At 55.4% G+C, this 22,863-nt stretch carries 19 protein-coding genes; 4 read left to right on the top strand and 15 right to left on the bottom strand.

The window, feature by feature from the left end:
• Positions 1–65: 65 nt before the first annotated feature.
• The 11 genes from paaE to paaF all read right to left on the bottom strand — a co-directional run bounded on the left by paaE (position 66) and on the right by paaF (position 10,410).
• Positions 66–1,148, bottom strand: coding sequence for a 1,2-phenylacetyl-CoA epoxidase subunit PaaE (gene paaE, locus IR195_RS18600; protein ID WP_206048292.1), 1,083 nt, complete (start codon positions 1,146–1,148; stop codon positions 66–68).
• A gap of 19 nt (positions 1,149–1,167) precedes the next feature.
• A complete protein-coding gene (gene paaD, locus IR195_RS18595) occupies positions 1,168–1,779 on the bottom strand; it encodes a 1,2-phenylacetyl-CoA epoxidase subunit PaaD (protein ID WP_241006765.1) in 612 nt (203 codons plus the stop codon).
• Entirely contained in the window at positions 1,763–2,575 is an 813-nt protein-coding gene (paaC, locus tag IR195_RS18590) for a 1,2-phenylacetyl-CoA epoxidase subunit PaaC (protein WP_206048291.1), read from the bottom strand. The genes paaD and paaC overlap by 17 nt, the downstream gene beginning before the upstream one ends.
• An 11-nt stretch (positions 2,576–2,586) precedes the next feature.
• Positions 2,587–2,868, bottom strand: coding sequence for a 1,2-phenylacetyl-CoA epoxidase subunit PaaB (gene paaB / locus IR195_RS18585; RefSeq protein WP_009723077.1), 282 nt, complete (start codon positions 2,866–2,868; stop codon positions 2,587–2,589).
• 98 nt (positions 2,869–2,966) lie between these two features.
• Positions 2,967–3,953, bottom strand: a complete 987-nt coding sequence (gene paaA, locus IR195_RS18580) for a 1,2-phenylacetyl-CoA epoxidase subunit PaaA (RefSeq protein ID WP_146944970.1) — start codon at positions 3,951–3,953, stop codon at positions 2,967–2,969.
• A gap of 276 nt (positions 3,954–4,229) precedes the next feature.
• Complete coding sequence (paaK, locus tag IR195_RS18575; protein WP_206048290.1) at positions 4,230–5,543, bottom strand: phenylacetate--CoA ligase PaaK; 1,314 nt, start codon at positions 5,541–5,543, stop codon at positions 4,230–4,232.
• Positions 5,544–5,611: 68 nt separating this feature from the next.
• Positions 5,612–6,817, bottom strand: a complete 1,206-nt coding sequence (gene pcaF / locus IR195_RS18570) for a 3-oxoadipyl-CoA thiolase (RefSeq protein ID WP_206048289.1) — start codon at positions 6,815–6,817, stop codon at positions 5,612–5,614.
• Complete coding sequence (gene paaI, locus IR195_RS18565; RefSeq protein ID WP_206048288.1) at positions 6,814–7,296, bottom strand: hydroxyphenylacetyl-CoA thioesterase PaaI; 483 nt, start codon at positions 7,294–7,296, stop codon at positions 6,814–6,816. Before paaI ends, pcaF begins: the two co-directional genes overlap by 4 nt.
• A complete protein-coding gene (paaH, locus tag IR195_RS18560) occupies positions 7,289–8,827 on the bottom strand; it encodes a 3-hydroxyacyl-CoA dehydrogenase PaaH (protein ID WP_125752411.1) in 1,539 nt (512 codons plus the stop codon). The genes paaI and paaH overlap by 8 nt, the downstream gene beginning before the upstream one ends.
• 1 nt (position 8,828) lies before the next feature.
• Positions 8,829–9,620, bottom strand: a complete 792-nt coding sequence (paaG, locus tag IR195_RS18555; protein WP_146944972.1) for a 2-(1,2-epoxy-1,2-dihydrophenyl)acetyl-CoA isomerase PaaG — start codon at positions 9,618–9,620, stop codon at positions 8,829–8,831.
• Positions 9,621–9,636: 16 nt separating this feature from the next.
• Entirely contained in the window at positions 9,637–10,410 is a 774-nt protein-coding gene (gene paaF / locus IR195_RS18550) for a 2,3-dehydroadipyl-CoA hydratase PaaF (RefSeq protein WP_206048287.1), read from the bottom strand.
• A gap of 365 nt (positions 10,411–10,775) precedes the next feature.
• On the opposite strand from paaF, the gene paaN reads away from it, so the two are divergent.
• Together paaN and paaY are read left to right on the top strand one after the other, a co-directional pair.
• Positions 10,776–12,452 (top strand): phenylacetic acid degradation protein PaaN, encoded by a 1,677-nt coding sequence (paaN, locus tag IR195_RS18545; RefSeq protein ID WP_206048286.1) that lies wholly within the window; start codon positions 10,776–10,778, stop codon positions 12,450–12,452.
• 11 nt (positions 12,453–12,463) lie between these two features.
• The gene (gene paaY / locus IR195_RS18540) at positions 12,464–13,063 is read left to right on the top strand and encodes a phenylacetic acid degradation protein PaaY (protein ID WP_146944974.1); all 600 of its coding nucleotides are present in this window, start codon (positions 12,464–12,466) and stop codon (positions 13,061–13,063) included.
• Positions 13,064–13,261: 198 nt separating this feature from the next.
• Here paaY and IR195_RS18535 read toward each other — a convergent pair whose 3' ends face one another.
• The 3 genes from IR195_RS18535 to IR195_RS18525 form a co-directional block, all read right to left on the bottom strand.
• Positions 13,262–15,367, bottom strand: coding sequence for a PQQ-dependent dehydrogenase, methanol/ethanol family (locus IR195_RS18535; RefSeq protein ID WP_241006764.1), 2,106 nt, complete (start codon positions 15,365–15,367; stop codon positions 13,262–13,264).
• A gap of 36 nt (positions 15,368–15,403) precedes the next feature.
• Positions 15,404–16,249, bottom strand: a complete 846-nt coding sequence (locus tag IR195_RS18530; RefSeq protein WP_241006763.1) for a transporter — start codon at positions 16,247–16,249, stop codon at positions 15,404–15,406.
• 114 nt (positions 16,250–16,363) lie between these two features.
• Complete coding sequence (locus tag IR195_RS18525) at positions 16,364–17,848, bottom strand: aldehyde dehydrogenase family protein (protein WP_206048284.1); 1,485 nt, start codon at positions 17,846–17,848, stop codon at positions 16,364–16,366.
• 241 nt (positions 17,849–18,089) lie between these two features.
• Between IR195_RS18525 and IR195_RS18520 the strand changes: the two genes are divergently transcribed.
• The gene (locus IR195_RS18520) at positions 18,090–20,039 is read left to right on the top strand and encodes a sigma-54-dependent Fis family transcriptional regulator (protein WP_206048283.1); all 1,950 of its coding nucleotides are present in this window, start codon (positions 18,090–18,092) and stop codon (positions 20,037–20,039) included.
• Positions 20,040–20,164: 125 nt separating this feature from the next.
• On the opposite strand, the gene paaX is transcribed toward IR195_RS18520, so the two are convergent.
• Positions 20,165–21,091 carry a phenylacetic acid degradation operon negative regulatory protein PaaX gene (gene paaX / locus IR195_RS18515; protein ID WP_125752369.1) on the bottom strand — a complete coding sequence of 309 codons (927 nt, stop codon included), beginning with the start codon at positions 21,089–21,091 and terminating at the stop codon, positions 20,165–20,167.
• A gap of 654 nt (positions 21,092–21,745) precedes the next feature.
• Here paaX and IR195_RS18510 point away from each other — a divergent pair.
• Positions 21,746–22,600 (top strand): response regulator transcription factor, encoded by an 855-nt coding sequence (locus IR195_RS18510; RefSeq protein ID WP_206048282.1) that lies wholly within the window; start codon positions 21,746–21,748, stop codon positions 22,598–22,600.
• Positions 22,601–22,863: the final 263 nt, after the last annotated feature.

Genomic DNA, 22,863 nt, shown 5'->3' with positions numbered 1-22,863 from the left:
TCTTGTGGGTATAAGGATAAACAAAGCCGACGAGGTCGCCGGCTTGGAAGTAGGTGGGCTAGGGGTTATACCTCGTCAAAATCGAGCACAACCTTGCTGCTGATCGGGTAGCACTGGCAGGACAGTACGTAGCCGGCATCTATTTCGTAATCTTCCAGGGCGTAGTTGGCGTCCATTTCCACCTCACCTTCAATCACTTTTGACTTACAGGTGGAGCACACGCCGGCCTTACATGAGAACGGCAGGTCGGCGCCGTGTTCGTTACTCGCGTCAAGAATATTCTGGGTATTGCGGGGCAGGTTATATTCGATAGTGCGGCCGTCGATAATTACCTTGATATGTGAAGTTTCAGCCTCAAGCTGATCGGCTCTGGCCGCCTGGCGGCGTTTGGCACCTGCTGTTGGCAAGCCAGTAGTGAACAGCTCAAAGTGCACCTTCTCCTTTGGCATTCCATGTTGGCTCAGGACGTCGCGCACGATCTCGGTCATCTCGTGCGGGCCACAGATAAACGCGGCGTCGAGCTTGGGCACGTCTACCCAGCGGTCAAACAGGGCGTTGCACTTATCGGCGTCGATACGACCGTTGTAAAGATCGATTTCATGCTGCTCGCGGCTAAACACATAGATGATATTGAGGCGTTCGAGATAGCGATCCTTGAGATCCTGCAAGCGCTCACGAAACAGTGTGCCCGTGGTGGAGCGGTTGCCATAAATCACCGTAAAACGACTTTTTGGCTCGCTTTCCAACGTAGTGGAAACAATCGACATAATGGGGGTGACGCCGCTGCCTGCGGTCACTGCCAGATAGTGCCCTTCACGACTGGGGTCGAGAGGCACGAAGAACTTACCCTGAGGCGGCATTACTTCCAATTGCTCCCCAGGCTGCAGTTGCTGGTTGGCAAAGGTAGAGAAGCTACCACCTGGCACCAGCTTGACGGCGACTCTTAGCTCATGTTCGTGAACGCCGGTGCAAATCGAGTAGGAACGACGGACATCCTCACCTTCGATGTCGCGGCGCAGTGTCAGGTACTGCCCTTGGGTAAAGCGAAAGGCGTCTAGCAGGTCGTCGGGAATATCGAAAGCAATGGAAACGGCATCATGGGTTTCCTTGCGTACATCCTTGACGGTCAGGGGGTGAAATCGGCTCATGGGAAATGGTCTCGTCGTTTTACAGGCACTTGAAATAATCGAAAGGCTCCAGGCAATCGCGGCAGCGGTAGAGCGCCTTGCAAGCCGTAGAACCGAATTCGCTGACGCGTTCGGTTGTGTTGCTGCCACATAACGGGCAGGGCACTACCGGGTCAGACTGGCCCGTCAGGCTGCGCTTGCTGGCGCTCCCTACCGGCGGCGCGATGCCGTAAGCGCGCAATTTTTCGCGCCCAGCGTTGGTCAGCCAATCGGTGGTCCAGGCGGGTGACAGGCGGCGCTGAATCAGCGGGTCTGGGTAGCCAGCGGCCACCAGCGCTTCATGAATATGCTGTTCGATAACTTCTGTCGCCGGGCAGCCGGAGTAGGTGGGGGTCACATTGACCGTCAAGCGACCGTCCACCCAGTCGATAGCGCGCACAATTCCCAGCTCAACTACGCTAACCACCGGCACTTCTGGGTCTGGCACTTCCTGAAGTACTGCCAGCACAGCGCCGACATCACCTTGCTCACCGGCGGGTGGCAGTCCGCGCCGGTCGCTGCCAATCAAGTCACTGGAAGGCCAGTCATCAGACCTGTTATCGATAAGCCCATCACTGCCAGGAGCTGGCGGTGGGTTACCAGACGGTTGCATCGGGATATGCCCTCGGCAGGTATTGCATTTCCGCCAATAGAAAGCCCAGGTGCTCGGTGTGATGGCCGACTTTGCCGCCGGTATACATCCAGGCGTCGTAGGAAGGCCGCTCAAGCGTGGCTTCCTCAAGCACCTCTTCCACCGTCGCTTTCCAGCGAGCGGCAATGGTTTCAGGGGCAGGCGCGATACCAGCCTCTATCATGGCCTGATCAATCTCGTCGACCTGCAGTAGCTCGCCGGTGAACTGCCAGAGGTTGTCGAGTGCGCGCTGCATACGGGCGTGGCTTTCTTCGGTGCCATCGCCAAGGCGAATCACCCATTCAGAGGAGCGGCGGAGATGGTACGTTGCTTCTTTGAGCGACTTGGCAGCCACTTCGGCAATTCGCGGGTCGCTGGACTCGGTCAAGCTATCCAGTAGATGAACGTGCCAAGCATCGAACAAAAACTGACGTCCCATGATGTCGGCAAAGTCACCGTTGGGCTGCTCGGTGATCAACAGATTACGAAAGTCCTGGGCATCGCGGCGAAAGGCCAGATGATCGGCATCGATCTCGTCGGTCGCCATCAGTTCAGAAGCATAGTCAAGCCAGTTGCGTGCTTGCCCGAAGAGATCGAGCCCTACATTCATTAAGGCCAGCTCTTCTTCCAACGCCGGCGCCTTGCCGCATAACTGTGCGTGGCGCTGACCCAGTACTAACGCGTTGTCGCCAAGGCGTAGTAGGTAGTCAGTCAGCGGTGCTTGCGTTTTTTGAGCCGCGTTTTTCAGAGCAGTATTTTTCAGGGCCATGTTCTGCATGACAGCCTCCCTTACATGTGGCCGACTTCTTTCGGCAGTTTGTAGAAGGATGCGTGGCGATAGACCTTGTCATTAGACGGGTCAAACAGCGGTTCTTTCTCATCGGGAGAAGACGCGGTGATTTCGCTGGCCGGAACCACCCAGATGCTCACTCCTTCGTTACGCCGGGTGTAAAGCTCACGGGCATTTTCGATTGCCATGCTGCGATCAGCGGCGTGTACGCTGCCGACGTGCTTGTGGTTAAGGCCGTGCTTGCTGCGGATAAAAACTTCGAAGAGGGGCCAGTCAGCCATGAGAGATGCCTCAGTGGTCAGAGGAGTCTCGCGAGACTCCCTATTGTTCTAAAAAATAGTGTTTTAAAAGTCGGGTCTAAAAATCAGACGTTGCCAGTTCAGGCGGCTTTGCGTTGACGCTTGGCGGCATAAGCCACGGCGGCTTCGCGCACCCAGGCACCGTTATCAATGGCGCTGCGACGTGCTTCGACACGCTCGCGGTTGCAGGGGCCGTTGCCTTTCACGACGTCAAAGAATTCCTGCCAGTCGATTTCACCAAACTCATAGTGACCGGTCTCTTGGTTATATTTGAGATCCGGGTCTGGAGCGGTGCAGCCCAGCAGCTCTAGCTGCGGTACGGTTTGGTCGAGGAAGCGCTGGCGTAACTCATCGTTGCTGTGACGCTTAATCTTCCAGGCCATCGACTGGGCGCTGTTGGGTGAGTTTTCGTCAGATGGCCCGAACATCATTAGCGATGGCCACCAAAAGCGGTTGATGGAGTCCTGCACCATGGCTTTTTGGTCGTCGGTGCCCTCTTGCATCATGGTCAGCAGAATTTGATAACCCTGGCGCTGATGGAAGCTCTCTTCCTTGCACACGCGAACCATGGCGCGGGCGTAGGGGCCGTAAGAGGTGCGCTGTAGCGGCACTTGATTGACGATGGCTGCACCGTCGACCAGCCAGCCGATAGTGCCCATGTCCGCCCAGTTGAGCGTTGGGTAGTTGAAGATGCTGGAGTACTTGGCGCGCCCATCGTGAAGTTTGTCGATCTCTTCGTCACGATCGGCCCCCAGGGTTTCCATAGCGCTATAGAGGTACAGGCCGTGACCCGCCTCATCCTGAATCTTGGCCATTAGCTGTAGCTTGCGCTTAAGGGTTGGTGCACGTGTCAGCCAGTTACCTTCCGGCAGCATACCGACGATCTCTGAGTGCGCGTGTTGGGAGATCTGACGGATCAGCGTCTTACGGTAGGCGTCCGGCATCCAATTCTTGGGTTCTATTTTAATTTCGTCATTGATGCGCTCCTGGAACTGGCGTTCCTCAGGGCCCATCTCATCAAGCGTTTTGAGTTTGTTAGAACCGGTTTCAACGAGCTGCGCGTACATAAGACCTCCGCGGCGTCGGACTATCAGGGAGTGTGATTTATCTTGCTTGAAGTATAGTGACACAAAATATTTTATCAATAACTATTTTTGTGTGTCACTTTAAGACTTTGTGATTATGTATAAATTAAATATTATTGATTTATAAGGAAAAAAAGATTCGGCATAAGTGATTCTTAATGCTCTCTATTTTTTAATAAAAGCAGGTTATTTAAAGTGAAAAAGCCCTTGCAGGGGGGCTGCAAGGGCGTGGCTCTAATAGCGCTATCTATGGCAATACTAGCGTAGATCCTTGACGCGTCTGGCCTTGCCTAGCGAACGCATTACGCTCTCTACTTGGCACACTTCAACCTGAGTGCTAATGCCGATGTACGTCTTGATGGCGTGCTGAAGCTGTTTCGCTGCTTGTTCACAGGCTGTTGGATCGCGGGCGATGTCATGATGACTCGCTTCTACCCGCACAAGCACCATGTCCATATTGCCTTGGCGACTAACTTCGATCTCATAGTGGGGTGACAGCGACGCGATCTTGAGCAGTTGCTCTTCGATCTGGGTGGGGAACACATTGACGCCGCGAATGATCAGCATGTCGTCGCTGCGGCCAGTGATTTTGTCGATGCGGCGCATGGGGCGCGCGGTGCCCGGCAGCAAACGGGTCAGGTCGCGGGTGCGGTAACGAATCACTGGCAGGCCTTCTTTGGTCAAGGTGGTGAACACCAGCTCGCCGTATTCGCCGTCTGGCAGTACATCACCACTGACCGGATCGATGATCTCGGGGTAGAAATGATCTTCCCAGATGGTTGGGCCATCTTTGGTTTCCAGGCACTCCATGCCCACGCCCGGGCCCATTACTTCAGAGAGGCCGTAAATATCCAGGGCGTCGATGCCCAAGCGCTGCTCCAAGGCCGTGCGCATGCTATCGGTCCAGGGTTCGGCGCCGAAAATGCCGGTGCGCAGGGGCAGCGTGCGTGGATCGATGCCTTGGCGCTCCATCTCGTCAGCGATGTTGAGCATATAAGACGGCGTGACCATGATGATATCCGGCTGGAAATCACGAATTAACTGAACCTGTTTCTCAGTCTGGCCCCCCGACATGGGGATCACCGCGCAGCCCAGCCGCTCGGCACCGTAATGGGCACCCAGCCCGCCGGTAAACAGGCCGTAGCCATAGGCCACATGTACCTTGTCATTACGGCTGCCACCAGCGGCGCGGATCGAACGCGCCACCACATCGGACCACACATAAATATCCTTCTGGGTGTAGCCCACCACGGTGGGTTGCCCAGTGGTGCCGCTGGAAGCGTGAATGCGCACAATCTCGCTCATCGGTGTGGCCAACATGCCAAACGGATAGTTGTCGCGCAAATCGGCCTTGGTGGTGAACGGCAGTTTGGCGAGATCGTCAAGCGACTGAATATCGTCAGGATGTACGCCAGCCTTGTCGAATGACTGGCGGTAGAACGGCACGTTGTCGTAAGCGTGCTGCAAACTCCACTTCAGGCGCTTGACCTGAGTGGCGCGCAGCTCGTCGACGCTGGCGGTTTCCAAAGGGTCGAGAGTCGCAGTGTCGATACGCGTAGCGGGCTGATTCATCAGGAGTCTCCGGTCAAGCAAGTTATTATTGAGTTACGTTTTATAAGCTGTAGTCAGTGGTGAGAGGCTTATAAGCGCTCAATGATCAGAGCAATGCCCTGTCCGACACCGATACACATGGTGCATAGCGCAAAGCGCCCTTGCCGACGTTCGAGTTCATGCAGGGCGGTGGTCACCAATCGAGCGCCGCTCATGCCCAGCGGGTGGCCGAGTGCAATGGCGCCTCCGTTGGGGTTGACGTGTTCGGCATCGTCGCTCAGTCCCAGGTCACGCATGACCGCCAAGGCTTGAGCAGCAAAGGCTTCATTGAGTTCGATAACGTCCATTTGGCCGAGGGTAAGCCCGGTCTGGGCGAGTACCTTACGGGTAGCGGGGGAGGGGCCGAACCCCATAATGCGCGGCTCCACGCCAGCGGTGGCCATACCCACTACGCGCGCGCGCGGCGTGAGGCTGAAACGCTCAGCCTGCTCGGCAGATGCCAGCAGTAGCGCACAGGCGCCATCGTTAACCCCCGAGGCATTTCCCGCTGTCACACTACCGCCTTCGCGGAAGGGCGTGGGCAGCTTGGCAAGCTGCTCGGCGGTCGTAGTGGCGCGCGGGTGCTCATCGGTATCCACGATCAGCGGGTCTTGTTTGCGGCGGGGTATCTCGACGGGCACTATCTCTTCGCGCAGGCGGCCTGCTTCCATCGCGGCGGCGGTGCGCTGCTGACTGCGCAGTGCAAAGGCATCCTGATCTTGTCGAGAAATGCCAAACTGCTCAGCTACGTTTTCAGCGGTTTCGGGCATGGAATCCACGCCGAATTGAGCTTTCATAGCGCGATTGATGAAGCGCCAGCCGATGGTGGTGTCGAAAATATCAGCTTGGCGTGAAAAGGCTTGTTCGGCCTTGCCCATTACGAAGGGCGCCCGCGACATCGACTCGACCCCTCCAGCGATCATCAATCCCGCCTCGCCGGTTTTAATGGTGCGGGCGGCATTGCCTATCGCATCCATGCCTGAGCCGCACAGCCGATTAATGGTAGTGCCGGGCACCTCGACCGGCAGCCCTGCCAGCAGCGCGGACATGCGCGCCACGTTACGGTTATCTTCCCCGGCCTGGTTGGCGCAGCCGTAAAAGATATCGTCAATCAATGACCAGTCGACGCTTGGGTTGCGTTCCATCAGGGTGCGCATCGGAATGGCGCCCAGGTCATCGGCACGCAGGCTGGAGAGTGCGCCGCCGTAGCGGCCTATCGGGGTGCGAATGGCATCAATGATCAGCGCGTCTTTCATAGGTTATCTCCAGCAGCGGTATTTTCTGCGTCAGTATCTTCCAGGCGGCGTACGCTGCCGCGAATTTTGTAGGAACGCCCGCGGAACAGGGCAATGGTATCGCCGTGCTGATTGCGCAACGTAATGTCGTATATGCCGGTGCGCCCACGGCGACTGCGCTCTTCGGCGGTGGCGGTGATCTCGTCGCCTAGCTGACCAGGGCCGAGGTAGTCGATACTGCAGCCAGCGGCGACGGTGGCTTCATCGTAGCTGTTGCAGGCAAACGCAAAGGCGGAATCGGCCAGGGCAAACAGAAATCCGCCATGGCAGTTGCCGTGCCCCTGCACCATATCCTGGCGCACGGTCATGGTCAGTTCTGCAAAGCCGGGGGCGACACGGGTAATGCGCATGCCCAACCCTTGGCTGGCATGGTCGCGGGAAAACATCGCGTCGGCACAGGCTTCCGCCAGCTGTTGTGGGGTGAGTTGGGGATCACTCATGAAAGCTTTCCTCGCTCAAGGCGTTGCGCCGCAGCAGAAACGAGCTGCGATAGCGCTGTTCACCGTAGCTCTGCTGTAGATGCGTAAGGGTGCGGTGAACGAAGGGTAGGCCCAGTGAGTCTGCCCAGGCCAAGGGGCCGCGGGGGTAGTTGACGCCGGCCTGCATGGCCAAGTCGCCATCCTGAGCGCTGCAGACACCCTGGAGTACGGCGTCGGCAGCTTCATTGGCGAGCATAGCCACGCTGCGCAGTACCACCAGCCCTGGGGTATCGGTTAGCCAAGCTACGTCGATCCCCAGGCGTTGGAAGAACGCCGTTGCCAGTTGGCGGGCTTCAGGTGATGTGGTGTGGCTGGCAGCAAGTGCGATGGCGCTGGCGTTGCGGTAGTCCAGGCACAGGTCGAACAGGACCAGGGCGTTGAGCCCTTCATTGACCGCGCGCTCGGCGGCGCACCGCCCGTCGCTAAGAGCCAACACCAAGTCACCCAGATATAAGCGAGGGGTGCCATCTGGCTGGAGTGATTCGCGACGAACGACGTCGAGCCCAGCTTCCTGGGCGCGCTCCAGCAGTGGAGCGATCACGCCAGGGGCGCCCTGTACGACAAGTGCGGGTAGTTCCGCGTTTGCTGGAGCCGCAAACTTAGGTTGTGGCTTCGCAGCGTTCTCACCCGCGTAGTCAAAAAAGCCTTGGCCGGACTTACGCCCCAGGCGTCCGGCTTCCACCAACGCTTGCTGTACTAAGGAAGGCTCGAAACGGGTGTCGCCGTAGTAGGCATCGAACACCGAGCGGGTCACCGCGTAGTTAACGTCATGACCGATTAGATCCATCAGCTCGAAAGGCCCCATACGGAACCCACCCGCCTGACGCAGCAGCGCATCTATCGTGGCGGCATCGCTGGCACCTTCCTGTAGCAGTCGTAGCCCTTCGGCATAGAATGGCCGTGCCACACGGTTAACGATAAATCCTGGGGTGGAGCTGGCGTGCACCGCGACCTTGCCCCAGGCAACGGCAGTGGCGTACAGGGTTTCAGCAACCTCGCTGGTGGTCGCCAAGCCCGACACCACTTCCACCAGCTTCATGATGGGGGCGGGATTGAAGAAGTGCATTCCCGCCATACGCTCTGGGTGTTCAAGATTCGCGGCAATGGAGGTAATCGATAACGACGAGGTATTGCTAGCGAGCAGGGTATCCGCTGAGCATAGCGCTTCCAATTGGGCGAATACCTGACGCTTGATCTCAAGATTTTCGACGATAGCTTCGATAACCAAACGGCTGTCGGCTAAGGCATCGATAGCATCGGCGGGCTGCAGGCGAGCAATAATGTTATCCACATCCCCTTGGCTCATCTTGCCCTTGGCAACACGCTTTTCCAACTGACGACGAATGTTATCAATACCCGCTTTGGCGGCACCCGGTTGATTGTCATGCAAGACCACCGAGTGGCCAGCCTGGGCGGCAACCTGAGCGATACCGGCACCCATGGCGCCTGCGCCGATCACGCCAATAACGGCGGACGTGGGGAGGGCTGACATCTCACTCTCCCTTGAAGGTCGGACGACGTTTCTCGATAAAGGCGCTGACGCCTTCGCGGTAATCTTCCGTGCGTCCGGCTAGGCGCTGCAGATCACGCTCCAGGTCGAGCTGTTCGTTGAAGCTGTTATCGCTGCTGGCGTGCAGGGCGCGCTTGATCAGTGCCAAGCCGCGCGTCGGTTGAGTGGCCAAATGGCGAGCCATGTTCATGGCTTCTTCCTGTAGCGCCTCATCATCGACGCAGCGCCAGATCATGCCCCACTGCTCGGCGGTCTCGGCGGGAAGCTTGTCACCCAGCATTGCTAGGCCTTTGGCGCGCGCCATGCCGACCAAGTTAGGCAGTGTCCAAGTACCGCCGGAGTCTGGAATCAAGCCGATCTTACAGAAGGCCTGAATAAAACTTGCTGAACGCGCGGCCAATACGATATCGCAAGCCAGGGCGATGTTAGCACCGGCTCCGGCGGCCACGCCGTTTACCGCACAAATAGTCGGGAACGGCATATCTTTAAGGGCGCGCAGCATAGGGTTGTAGCGTTTCTCAAGCGACTCACCGAGGTCGGGCGCTTGCTCGCCGGGGGCGACGCTGCGGTCGGAAAGGTCCTGACCGGCGCAGAAGCCACGGCCGTTGCCGGTCAGTAACAAAGCGCGAACGCTTGCGTCCTGACGCACGGCTTTTAACGCCTTACGCATTTCGGCATGCATGTCAGTATTGAAGCTGTTCAGGCTGTCGGGACGGTTCAGCGTGATACGGGCGACGCCGTCTTCCACGCTATAAAGCAGGGGCGCTTGGCTCATGGGGAGTATCCTTGTGTCAGTGCCCTTGAAAAGTGGCAGGTCGTTTTTCTTGGAAGGCGCGAATGCCCTCTTCGCGGTCAGCGGTGCCCGCTAGCAAGGTGAACGCATGGCGTTCAAAGCGCAGGCCGGTGGCCAAGTCGGTATCCATCGCCTTGTGTAACGATTCGCGTGCCAAGCGCACGGCCAGCGGAGCCTTAGAAGCAATGTGCGTTGCAATGGCCGTGGCGCGCTCAAGGGTAAGTTCGGGCTGGGTGATTTCGCTAATCAGACCAGCTTCGAGGGCGCGGCGAGCGGAAATTGGCTCACCAGTCAGCACCATCTGGGTTGCCAGTGATTTGCCCACCGCCCTAAGCAGGCGCTGTGTGCCACCAGCGCCGGGCATGATGCCCAGGTTGATTTCTGGCTGGCCGAACAGGGCGTTTTCGCCGGCAATGATGATGTCGGCATGCATGGCTAGTTCGCAGCCGCCGCCCAAGGCATAGCCGTTGACTGCAGCAATAATCGGTTTGCGAAAACGCGTAATGGTGGCCCAGTGGCGCTGGCGAGGATCTTCCAGCATGCCCACCAGGTCACGTTCAGCCATTTCGTTAATATCCGCACCGGCGGCAAATGCTTTTGCATTGCCGGTAATCACTACGGCGCGCACGTTGTCGTTACTATCCGCGTCGCTCAAGGTGTCGGCGAGCTCGCCGAGTAGTTGCGTATTAAGTGCATTCAGTGCTTCAGGGCGATTCAGCGTGATGCAGAGAACGCCTTTCAGGGGTGGGGTTATTTTGAGCGTAGTGGGCATTGTTACCTCTGTTCGGCCTGTGGCGCACAGGATGAATATCTGCCGAGTATAGATTTATTTTGATACGCATCAACATTGATTGATTTTAAATCATGTGTCACTTATTGGTGGTTCTGATAATTTGTGTATTTTTAACAATGGCTTGTGTTGGTTTTGGCGAATAAAAAAATCAATGCTAGACCATGGTATTAAATGCCCGGAAATGGCTAGGGAAAGTCACCATGAGCCAGTTTTTATCGCATTTTTTGATGGTGATTAGCTACTGCTTGAGTAAGCAGTAACAGGCAAAGTGTTTGATGTTTTGTTACGGTAAATATAGTCTTCGTTGATATAGCGTATCAAAAAAATGAGTGCAGGAGCGCCCCATGACGCAATCAGCGCAGCAGATGTTTGACCTTCACCGTGAGACTCTTAACCAAGCTGTCGGCGCCATCTCTAGGCGTGATTTTTGGACACCCTATCCAGAAAGCATGCGCAAATACCCGGAAGATGCCGTTAAAGCGGCACCATCGAGATTTGAGTCACTGCTCAATCAACCATTCACGCTTAATCGTATTGGCAGCGCCCAGCAAGTGGGTGGCGAAGTCTCCCCCTATGGGTTTGAGCTTGGCATTACTTATGACCAGCCAAACCCCGACGAGCTAATAGCGGCCATGCAAGTCGCAATGCGTGACTGGCGGGATGCCGGGGCTGAGGCGCGTGTGGGGGTATGTCTGGAAATCCTGTCACGGCTAAATACCATGAGCCCTGAGATCGCCCAGGCGGTGATGCATACTAGCGGCCAGGGGCCGTTAATGGCGTTTCAGGCGGGTGGGCCGCATGCCCAAGATCGCGGACTTGAAGCCGTAGCCCATGCCTGGCAGGCGATGGCGCAGATTCCCGCTACCACAAAGTGGGTTAAGCCTCAGGGCAAGCATGAACCTATCGTGATGGATAAGCGTTTTCACATCGTGCCGCGCGGTATCTCGCTAGTAGTGGCCTGTTCTACTTTCCCCACCTGGAACACTTATCCCGGCTTGTTTGCCAGTCTGGCGACAGGCAACCCGGTCATTGTTAAACCGCATCCTGGTGCTATTTTGCCAGTGGCGATAACCACGCGGGTTGCTCAGCAGGTGCTTGAGGAAGCAGGCTTTGATCCTTGCCTAGTAAGTTTAGCCCCCGACACTGTCGATGCGCCGCTGACAAAAACGCTGGCGCTTGATCCTGCGGTTAAGCTAATCGATTTCACCGGCTCCAATGCCTTTGGTGATTGGCTGATAGAGAACGCCACTCAGGCTCAGGTGTTCGCTGAGAAAGCCGGTGTCAACACGGTCATTATCGACAGCGTGGAAAATCTTAAAGCGGTCACAGCGAACCTGGCTTTCTCGCTGAGCCTCTATTCAGGCCAGATGTGTACGACTCCTCAGGCCATTTATGTACCCAAAAACGGTATTGAAACAGCAGATGGCCCGTTAAGCTTTGACGACGTGGCGGCAGCGCTTGCCAAAGCTGTCCAAGCGTTTCTGAGCGACAACGACCGCGCCTGCACGGTGCTGGGTGCCCTCCAGTCTCGGGAGACGCAAGCACGCATTGATGCGTGCCGTGACTTGGGCGACATAGCGTTGGATAGCGAGTCGCGAACGCACGCTCATTTCCCTGACGCCCGCATTCATACGCCGCTTATCCTCAAAGTAGATGCCGCGCAGAAGACCACCTATAGTGAAGAGCGTTTCGGCCCCATCAGCTTTGTTATCGCGACGGAGAATACCGCGCACAGCATTGAATTGGCGCGTGAGGTGATTCGCGAAAAAGGCGCGATAACCCTCGGTGGCTATACCACCGATGAGGCAGTGGCAGAGCAGTTCGAAGCGCTGGCGATGGATGTTGCCGCTCCGCTTTCTCTGAATCTGGATGGGGGGATATTCGTCAACCAGTCGGCTGCTTTCAGTGACTTTCACGCCACCGGCGGTAATCCTGCGGCCAATGCCTCGTTATGTAATCAAGCCTTTGTTGCCAGTCGTTTTGTGGTGGTGCAAAGCCGTCGCCACGGCCAACCGAACTAACGGAGAACGTGATGCCTTACTATCGTCTTGAAGGGGTGACGCCAGTGGTGCACCCAACAGCCTATGTCCACCCGACCGCAGTGCTTATCGGGGATGTGATTGTTGGCCCCAACTGCTACGTGGGCCCCGGCGCGGTGATGCGTGGTGACTTCGGCCGTTTGGTGCTGGAAGAGGGCGCCAACCTGCAGGATACCTGCGTTATGCACGGCTTTCCTGGCTGCGTCACTAAAGTGGAGAAAGATGGCCATATCGGCCACGGTGCGGTTTTGCATGGCTGCGTGGTTGGGCGTGATGCCATGGTGGGTATGAATGCTGTCGTGATGGACGGTGCCCACATAGCGGAGCGCTCTATTGTCGCGGCGGCCGCGTTTGTTAAAGCAGGGTTTGAGTGTGAGCCACAGTCGTTAGTGATGGGAGCGCCAGCAAAGGTGAAGCGCGCGCTGAGCGACGAAGAGTTTGCTTGGAAGCAGCAGGGTACTCAAGAGTATCAGCGTTTAGTGACCCGTTGCCGAGACAGCTTGGAGCCTTGTGAACCGCTGACAGAGCTTGATGCTGACCGGCCAACCTTGCTGGCTGGTGACACCCAGCCTAAGCAGCAGAGCACAGCGTAGCAAGGCGATAATTATGGTATGGCTCGCTACCATCGTCTCCCTCCTCCTGGCGAGCCATCTTCCACCCCACCATAGGTTGAATGTCCCTTTGCGCCAGAGGTACTCCTCCCTTATCTGAGTTCGCCCCAGCATGCTGGGGCGCTTATAGCGGTGTAGGATTCTGGTCGCGTTCCTAGGTCCTGCTGATTATTCGATCCATTAATCGTTGCTGGCAGGGCGGATGGCATCTGCCGTTCCGAGAATAAAGGCCTTTATCTGGTTGATTTCCCGCTCAGTAAGCCGGCCCGTGAAATCTGGCATACCCCGCTCAATGAGAGGTCCGCCAAGGACGAACTGTTCAAGGTGCTCGATTATGGCCGCATTCGAATAGCCCAGGTTGGGGATGTTTCCACCCCGGTTTATGCCGGGAACCCCATGACAGAAAGCGCAGTGGCTGACATATAGCGCTGTCCCTGCTTCAATGTCTTCTGGGTTATAGTCAACGCCAGACACTAAAGCGTCGAGCTGGTGTTTGGTGAACTCAGGGAATTGAGCCTCTCCATCCAGGGAGAAAGTGTATACCGTACCAGGAATGCTACGCTCTGAGCCACGCTGGAATAGCCCATAAACGCCTCCCCAGCCCACCGCGATTGAGACAAACTGACGACCATCCGCTTCGTAGGTTACGGGCGCTGCAATGGCCCCTGTGCCCAGTGGTGCCTCCCACAGCTTTTCGCCGGTGGTGGCATTGAATGCCATGAAACGAGCATCTGCCGTTCCCTGAAAGACTAGGTTACCGGCGGTGACTAAGGTGCCGCCATTCCAGGGTGAGGTATGCTCGTAACGCCATATTTCCTCCTGTGCAATAGGATCCCAGGCTAACAGTCGGCCAAAGGGTTGCTCGGAGGGAGGGATTGGGTTGATGTACATACCTACATTCCAGCCTGTCCCAGACATAGGCTGGCCAAAGTCGACCTCTTCATAGGACCAACTACCCGCTTGCTGAAGGGAGACCGGTACATGTTGTGCGGGGAAGTAGGCTAAACCAGTATCTTTACTATAAGACATAGCATGCCAATTATGGCCACCAAATGGCCCTGGGATAGCGTCAAAGGGCGTATCTTCTGAGCGAGCCTCATGGGTCTCTATGGGACGCCCATCTTGGTCATAGCCAGTGGCCCAATTGACAGGGACAAAATTTTCCGCTGAAAGGAAGTCTCCCGTCTCGCGGTCGATAACAAAGAAGAATCCATTCTTTGGCGCGTGCAGCAACACCTTTCTCTTTTCCCCTTCGTACATGATATCGGCCAGAATAATATCTTGAGCAGAGGTATAGTCCCAGTTATCCCCCGGCGTCTGTTGATAGTGCCAGACGTACTCTCCGGTATCAGGGTTCAGAGCGACGATGGAGGCTAAGAATAGGTTATCCCCGCCTCCTGGGCTGCGCAGTCGGTGTGCCCAGGGAGAACCGTTTCCGGTTCCCACATACATAAGGTTGAGCTCGGGATCGAAGACCATGGAGTGCCAGACGGTGCCGCCGCCACCGGCTTCCCAATAACGACCGCTGGGGTCCCAGGTCTCGGCGGCCATAGCCATGGCCTCATTTTCAAAGGGCTCCGAGGGGTCGCCAGGCACTGTGAACCAGCGCCACGCCTCTTCTCCGGTGTCGGCGTCATAGGCGGTGATATAACCTCGCACCCCATATTCGGCGCCCCCGTTACCGATGATCACCTTTCCATTGAAGACACGTGGAGCACCGGTGATGGTATAAGGCCTTGAGTGATCAATAAGGGTATCGACTTCCCACACCTGCTCGCCACTCTGAGCATTGAGTGCGATCAGCCGACCATCAAAGGAGCCTACAAAAACCTTGCCCTCGTAGACGGCAACTCCGCGGTTGACCACGTCACAGCAGCCTTTTTCGGCGTAGCTCCGGGGTACTTTGGGGTCATAGACCCAGAGCTTCTCCCCTGTGTGCGCATCGATAGCATGAACGACGCTCCAAGGTGCTGTCACATACATCACTCCATCAACGACAATAGGCGTTGCTTCGACGCCTCGAGTCGATGCTAAGCTGTAAGACCATTCGAGGTTCAGACCATTCACATTACTGTCGTTGATTTGCTCCAGAGGACTGAAGCGTGTCCCTGCATCATCGAAGCCATGAGCTGGCCAATCGTTGCCTGTCTCTCGGTTCTTGGCAATTGCGGCATTATCAATGCTGGCCAACTCCTCTACATCTGCTTTACTGGGCAACGTCACGCCTATCGATAGGATACCCAGCACTACACCTGACGCGACTACGCTCATCGTTGTTATTTTCATTGTTCTTTTCCTGGCGTTGCTCATTGATCGAAAACTTCAGAATGCCTTCATCAGCCTAAGGTTGATGCGATGCTCTTCTCTGAATCCATTCTCTACCGAGATATCTCGGCCATAATTGGCGAGCATCTGAACAGTCGGGGTAATGAAATAGCCTGTGCCAATAGTGGCGCTAATAGTTTCAGTTTTGTCCTTCTGCTGCTGGCCATCGATCTCGGTTTCACCGCCATAGGTATAGGAAAGTCCCCCACGAATATCCCAGGTTGGGGTTAAGTTATGCCGCATATAGCTTTGTAGGTGGTAAAGAGGGTCCTGCTCGAGCCTGGAGCTTTCGCTCCCTAAATCGGAGTTCTTTCCATACAGGGTGACATCGGCAGCCAAATCGAGTGAGAGGGTCTCCGTCAGACCCCGGATATATCCGGCCTGGAGCGAGAACTTCCAGCGGTTCTCGCCCATATTAAGGGCTCGGTTACTGTCATAACTGCCGACAGGGACATGTAGGAAGGGCGTGATACCGAAGTAGTGATTGTCCTCTGGCTCATTGATCAACCAGACCGTAGCCGCCAGGATAGGATCCGCGATGCCATCCGTGCTACCCATGGATGCCAGATCATCCTGGGCCTCGATACTGCCGAAGGGGAGGAGGATCTGAGGATCAACGGTATAGCCGCCGATATCCATGAAATGCACGTACCGGAAAATACTTATATTTGTATCAAGCCCAGCATCTACAGGCACTCTATCGCCATTAGCGTAGAGTTTGTTATTGGTCGCATGCTGGTAATAGAGCATGGCAAGGTTGGTGCCAGCTGGAAGAGCTGTATAGTCACCTGGGTCTACATCAACGGCATTAGCGCTGGCAGCTGATGCAAGGCCTAGTGCCATGACCAGGGGCTTTAGCAAGCTCCTGGCTATTCCGTCAGGGAGAAAATTGATCATGTTTTTATCCTTATAGTGTTTTGAAGCAGGTCACACCCATCGATGCCAGAAGGCTTCGTGTCAAACGATCATTACAACCGATTTTTGCTCTGTGTAATGCTCGATCAGTGAGTCGCCGAGCTCGCGGCCAATGCCCGATTGTTTGAAGCCGCCGAAGGGCATGCAGGCGTCCAGCAGGTTGTGGCCGTTGACCCAGATACTACCGGCCTCGATTTCTGGTACCAGGCGATTGACCGCCGCAAGATCGTTGGACCAGATGCTGGCGGCCAGTCCATAAGGAGAGTCGTTGGCCAGCAAGACCAGTTCGTTTAGGTCGCGGAAGGTCTGGACCACGACCACCGGACCGAAGATCTCCTCTTGCACACAGCGGCTTTCCTGGGCCAAGCCGGTGATCACCGTCGGCTCGACGAAGTAGCCGATTTCGCTGCCTTTACCACCGCCAGTGACGATAGTGCCGCCGTCGCTGCGCGCTTGTTCGATATACGTCAACACTCGTTGCTGCTGTTTGGAGGAGACCAGCGGGCCCAGGCTACTGGTGGGTTCACAGCCCGGCGCTAGCGTTAGCTGCTGGGCCTGTTCGGCGAGTTTAGTGACGAAGGCATCATGGATCGATTCATGTACATAGATCCTCGACCCAGCGGTACACACCTGCCCTTGGTTAAAGAAGATTGCCTGAGCCGCACCGGCAGCGGCTGCTTCGACATCTGCGTCGGCCAGCACCATCACCGGTGACTTACCACCTAGTTCCAGGGTAGTACGGGTCAGGTTCTCCATGGCGGAATGCCCGATCTGCTTACCCACGGGGGTCGATCCGGTGAAGGCTATCTTATTGATTCCTGGGTGGCTGGCCAGTGCTGCCCCAGCGGTGTGCCCCAGGCCGGTGACGACGTTGAGAGTGCCAGCCGGAAAGCCTACTTGCTCGGCCAGCTCTGCCAGCAATAGGGCGGTGAGCGGGGTGTCCTCGGCGGGCTTGAGTACGATACTGCAGCCGGCTGCTAGGGCCGGAGCGATCTTCCAGGTTGCCATCAGCAGTGGGAAATTCCAGGGGATGATGGCACCCACCACGCCGATGGGCTCGCGGCGGGTGTAGGCGACAATGTGCTTGTCTTCGGGCACGAAAGGCATCGAGGGTGTCATGCTACGCCCCTCGATTTTGGTGGCCCAGCCTGCAGTATAACGGATAAAGTCGATAGCGAGAGCTACGTCCATATGCCGCGAAAAAGTTATTGGCTTGCCGTTGTCTAGTGTTTCGAGTAGGGCAAAGTCATCCGCGCGGGCTTCCAGAGCGTCGGCTAGATCCAGCAGCAGTTTCTCTCGCTGGGCTGGCCGCGACTTGCGCCAGTCACGGAAGGCTTCCCGGGCAGCACCGACTGCAGCATCAATATCGGTGGCATCACCCGCCGGAACCCGACTGATCACTTCCGCGGTGGCAGGGTTATAAACATCCAGCGTCTGGCCACTGGTGGCGGGGCGCCACTGGCCGCCAATAAAAAGAGCATGGCTTTTATCCAGCCAAGCTTGAATAGCAATGGAAGGCTGCGTCATGGTTGTGCTCCTGGCAGACTGATTTATGATTGTTGTGAGTGCGTGCTAAGCATTGCACGCCTCTCATGTTCCTTAGCAAGTACTCCCTAGCAAGCCCCGTGCCAGCTCAGGGAGATAATATAATCACAACAATATCAGTGAGTTGAAGATCGGTTATGACGACACTGCTGCGCCGTTTCGTCGCCGGACACGACGGCTGTCGCATTCTGGGACAGCTCGCCGACCTCGCTGGGAGAGGCCCATGATCTCCAAAACAGTCCTGAGAACCCCCGACGTGATTCTCCAGGCCCGTGAACATCTGCTCCGTGGCCAGCAACTACCGATGGGTATGCTCGATGCCTGTATCGACCGTTCTTGGCAGCGCTGCATTGAGCATGGACTGCAGCTTGGTAGCCTTCCCGAGTTGCCGCGACTCGACAGTGGCGAACTTCGCGCTCAGCGCGAGATGCATCGTCGCCTTATCGAACTAGCTGACCCGTTGATCAGGCGAGTGACGGAGGATCTGCGTGGCTGTCAATTGCTGCTGGCAACCCCGGATGCCACCGTGCTCAAGAGCTACGGCCAGCGATTCGTGCTTAATGATCGTTTTCACATCGGGGCTGGCATCAACCTGGATGAACGCTGGTTCGGAACCAATGCACCTGCCCTAGCACTCATCGAGCGGGCGCCGGTGTTGGTTAAGTCTTGCGAGCATCTGCTGTTTCCCGACAACCCTGTTTCCTGTGTCGCCGCCCCGTTGTTTGATCTCAATGGCGACTGTTTGGGGTTGATCGACCTTACCTTTGAAGCCAATCACCCACGACCAGAAATTTTCCTGCGCCGAGTACAGCAGCTCACGGGGGCGTTGGAGCAACGGCTGTTTTTCCACCACTACCAGCAGCGATGGGTGCTCCAGGTGCATGCATCACTGGCGGAGCTGGACAGCGTGAGTTGTGGTCTAGTGGCCATGAACGACTCGGGGCTGATCCTGGCGGTTGATTCTCAGGCTGCCCAATGGCTGGGCGAGGCTTCTGCCTCACTAATTGGTCGCCATATTGAAGAATTATTGGGCAATTCCTGGAAAGAAATCTGTCGCCAATGCGAACGGTGCTCGGTCTTACTGGGGCTGCCGCTTACCGGCGCCCAACTGGTGGGGCGGCTTAATCCCCCGGATCAGTGGCAGCCGGCAGTTTTGAGCGGAGAAGCCACTGTGAGGCCGGCGTTGCCCGAACCATCCCTCTCTCGTGGGCTTGAGGCGCTGGTGGAGGATTGGCCTGAGGCGCTGGCTCGGGAGGCTCGCCGGGCTAGTCGGGCACTGGAAGCAGGTTTGCCTGTACTGCTCCAAGGCAAAACTGGCACCGGAAAAGAGCAGTTGGCCCGAGCCCTACATACTCGTCTCGGCGAGCAGCGGCCCTTCGTGGCACTCAACTGTGCTGCGCTACCCGAAAGTCTTATCGAGGCGGAGCTGTTCGGCTATGTAGAAGGTGCCTTCACCGGCGCCCGCAAGGGCGGGTACAGCGGGCGTTTGGTGCAAGCTAATGGCGGCACTTTGATGCTCGACGAGATCGGTGACATGCCGCTGGCGCTGCAGGCCCGTCTGCTGCGGGTGCTGCAGGAGAAAGTGGTGACACCTCTGGGCGATCACCGCGAGGTTCCCATCGACTGCCGAGTCATAGCCGCGAGCCATCGCGATTTGGAAAGTCTGGTGACAAACGGTGACTTCCGCGAAGATCTTTTTTATCGTCTGGCTGGGGTGGTAGTAGAACTTCCCACGCTGAACGAGCAGGCTGATCTCGCGGGACAGATTCGTCAACACTGGGCAGCACTATGTCGCCAACATGGCCGCTCTCTGGCGCTGGATGAGTCCTTGTTAGAGTGTTTGGCTGGCTACCTTTGGCCTGGCAACTGGCGGGAACTAATTCACTGTTTGGAAGCGGCTTTGGTGGGAGCTGAGCCAGAGTGCCAACGGCTAACCATAGAAGGGCTTTCGCCGCGTTGGCAGCGTAAGCTTGCTCAGCCCACAGAAAATAATGCTCGTAATCCGGTCTCACCGGAGGGTCTTGGCAACGGTTGCCAAGAACTGCGAGAAATGGAGCGGACCCATATGGTGCGTACGCTCGAAGCCCATGGGGGAAACATGACTGCCGCTGCCCGGGCGCTAGGTATCAGCCGCTCGACGCTTTATCGACGGCTGGGGGATGCGCCACCTTGAGTTGGTGCAGTGCAACCAAGCTGGACGGTCGCTTCCAGCTTGGCCCTTATAGGCTGTCTAGTTCAACGGAGGGCAGGTGTCCTCACCATAAGATACGCAAGGCGTTTATAAGACACGTAAGGCGTTTATTCCAACCCGCCGAAGCGTTGGTAGAAGCTGGGGCCAGGGGCTGGTAATGGGCCTTCGGCGGTTTCTAGGTGTCGATCCAACCAGCGTTCTGCGCGTTCGTAGAGCAACCGATAGAGGTTGCGGCAGAGCTGATGGGCGTAGCGACCTTCCCACGCCGTGGGGAGTAGTTCATCAGGCAGAAGAGGGTCGCGTAGTTGAACCTTACGATACTCATGAATCAGCAAGGTGCGGGCAATGAAGCACTCTTCTTGTCCTAAATGGTTCTCTGCGTTGAGTGCATTCCACAGTGGGCGAAACTTAACTAGAAAACGCTGATACAGCTCGGCGAGTTCGTCGAGATTCCAGCTATCTCTGACCTGAAGGCGCAGCGGCTTACTGGTCATGGGCTCCATGGCCTGCGTCTGCATCACGATCGTATCGTCTGCCGCATCAAGCTCCTGCAAGGCCACCATGGTTTCCGCGCATGACAGCGTGGGATGTGCTAGCACGCCCTGAGCAAAACTACCAAAACCGAGCCATTCAAGCTCATCACGAATCTGCTGGCGTCGATCTGCCGATAGCTGAGTCAGAAGCGCCAGTGTCCATTGGCCGGACCAGGGGGGCTGGGCACCGTGATAGACGCGCTTAAAGGCTTGTTCAAAACGGCGTCGCCCGGGGCCGCTCAGGCGGTAGTAGCTGCGACGACCGACCTTCTCGCCACGTAGCCAGGTTTCATGGGTCAGCCGATAAACCGATGTGCGCACCAGCCGCTCGTTGATACCGATGGGTTCCACCAGTTTTGATAGGCTGCCGAGCCATACAGTACCACCCCGTGGAACGATAGAGTCGCCATAGACGGTAATAATTAGCGAGCCGGCGCGAATAGGCCGACGCTTCTGGAAGTCATCAATAAGCGTAGCGACGCAGTCTGTAGCTGACGACATGGTGAGTATTGATTCCCCTGACGATGAAGTTGTCGCAAAACGACAGAAAATATAGCTTTTGAAAATATAGCTTTTATAGAAGATTATCGTATCACGTTTTTTCGTGACTTGGCCTGTGTCGCTGTCAGTGATTTATGAATAGTTCTTTGGTGTCGTGAAGGTTGTTGGATTAAATGCCCTGATAGAGCGCTGCATGCTTTTTTGCAAAGATAAAAAATAGTTTAAATGGTTTAAATGTTTTGCCGAGTTTTAATAGATTAAGGTGGTTTTCTTTTTTTAAAGTGAGCGGCGGGGTTGTTTTAATATATTTTAATTAATAGTTTTTTGTTTTTTCTTTAAGTGTTGGTTTGTTGTGTTAATTTTGGCGATTTATTGATTCAGGGCTTGGCTTGGCGCGGTCGTTAGTGCCTGTTTTTATTGATAAATTTAACTTTTTTTAATAATTATAAAGTGTATGATTCCATCGCTTGTCTCGAAGCAAGAAAGGTGTGTGATCAGGGTGGCTAATTAGAATCATTATTTAACATTTCTCTGGTTTTGTTTGATGCACTAGCACACCACCTCTTTCCTAGAGAGGTTTTTTGTTTTCTGGCGGGTATTGTTTTTGTTGTCTATATGGCTTTTCAGCTATTGATGAGTAAAAAACATTAACGCATGAGTAAAATTGTAAACACTCAACACTTGTTTGGCGGCGGCGTGGATATGGATGATCTAGCGGGGAAAAAAATTCTGGTAGTTGACGATGCCGAAGCAGATCGTATGCTTATTTCTTCGTATCTTTTGCACCAGGGGTGTCGAGTATTTCATGCGCAAGATGGCATCGATGGCATTCACAAAGCGCGTCTTGTACTACCTGACTTAATCTTGATGGATGTCGAGATGCCTGAGTGTGATGGTTATGCGGCATGTAAAGTACTAGCAAATGATCCTTTTACCGAAAACGTTCCGGTTATTTTTCTTTCAGCCTACTCGGAGCCCGAGAAGCGTGTTCAAGGATTGCTGGTAGGAGCTGTAGATTACATTCAAAAACCTTATTTATTTGATGAGGTTAAATTACGCATGGCAATTCATCTGCGTAATCGGGTGCAGCAAAAATCGTCTGCTTATAATGACCTTGATGAAGTGCGCCTAGATAGCGAACAAGCTAACCCTATTAACAATATTCTTTATCACAGTGCTCGGGTTCATTTGCTGAACTCTCTATCTGATGCTCCGAGCCTACAGGAGCTGGCGCGCTTAGTAGGTACTAATGCAAAACGTCTTAATGCCGCTTTTAAAGATATGGTGGGTATGACTGTATATGAGTATCTTCGCGAAATACGTATGAATGAAGCACGTGAGCTCTTGTCTAATACCCACCTCTCTGTTAGCGCTATAGCTGCTCATGTAGGATTTAGTAGCAGTGCGAATTTTTCAACGGCATTTAAAGAAAGATTTGGAACATCGCCGATGAAGTTTAAAAACCAGTATCCTTCGCCAGTTAAGAGGTCAGTTAAAGAGTACCAGTGAGAAATGAGTAGTTTTATTTATAGCTTGATTTTTCAGATTTGGCTTTCCTCTAAAATGAATGATCAGAAACAAAATTAATTGCTCTAAAGCCTCCGTGTTCAACAAGGCAACGTATTGTTTAGCTCGGCCTTCTTGACGGACGTAGGTAACCCTTCTTCATATAAATAGATTAAAAATCAGTGGCTTATGATAAGCCAGCCAAGGGGGGTAGCGGCAGAGTGCTTTATATCGATGTTGGCTTTCGTTAACGTTTCTCCAGTGCC

This window comes from Vreelandella venusta (assembly GCF_015689495.1).
In the GTDB taxonomy this organism is placed as follows: Bacteria; Pseudomonadota; Gammaproteobacteria; order Pseudomonadales; family Halomonadaceae; genus Vreelandella; species Vreelandella venusta.
This window is presented reverse-complemented; position numbering and strand designations above follow the sequence as displayed.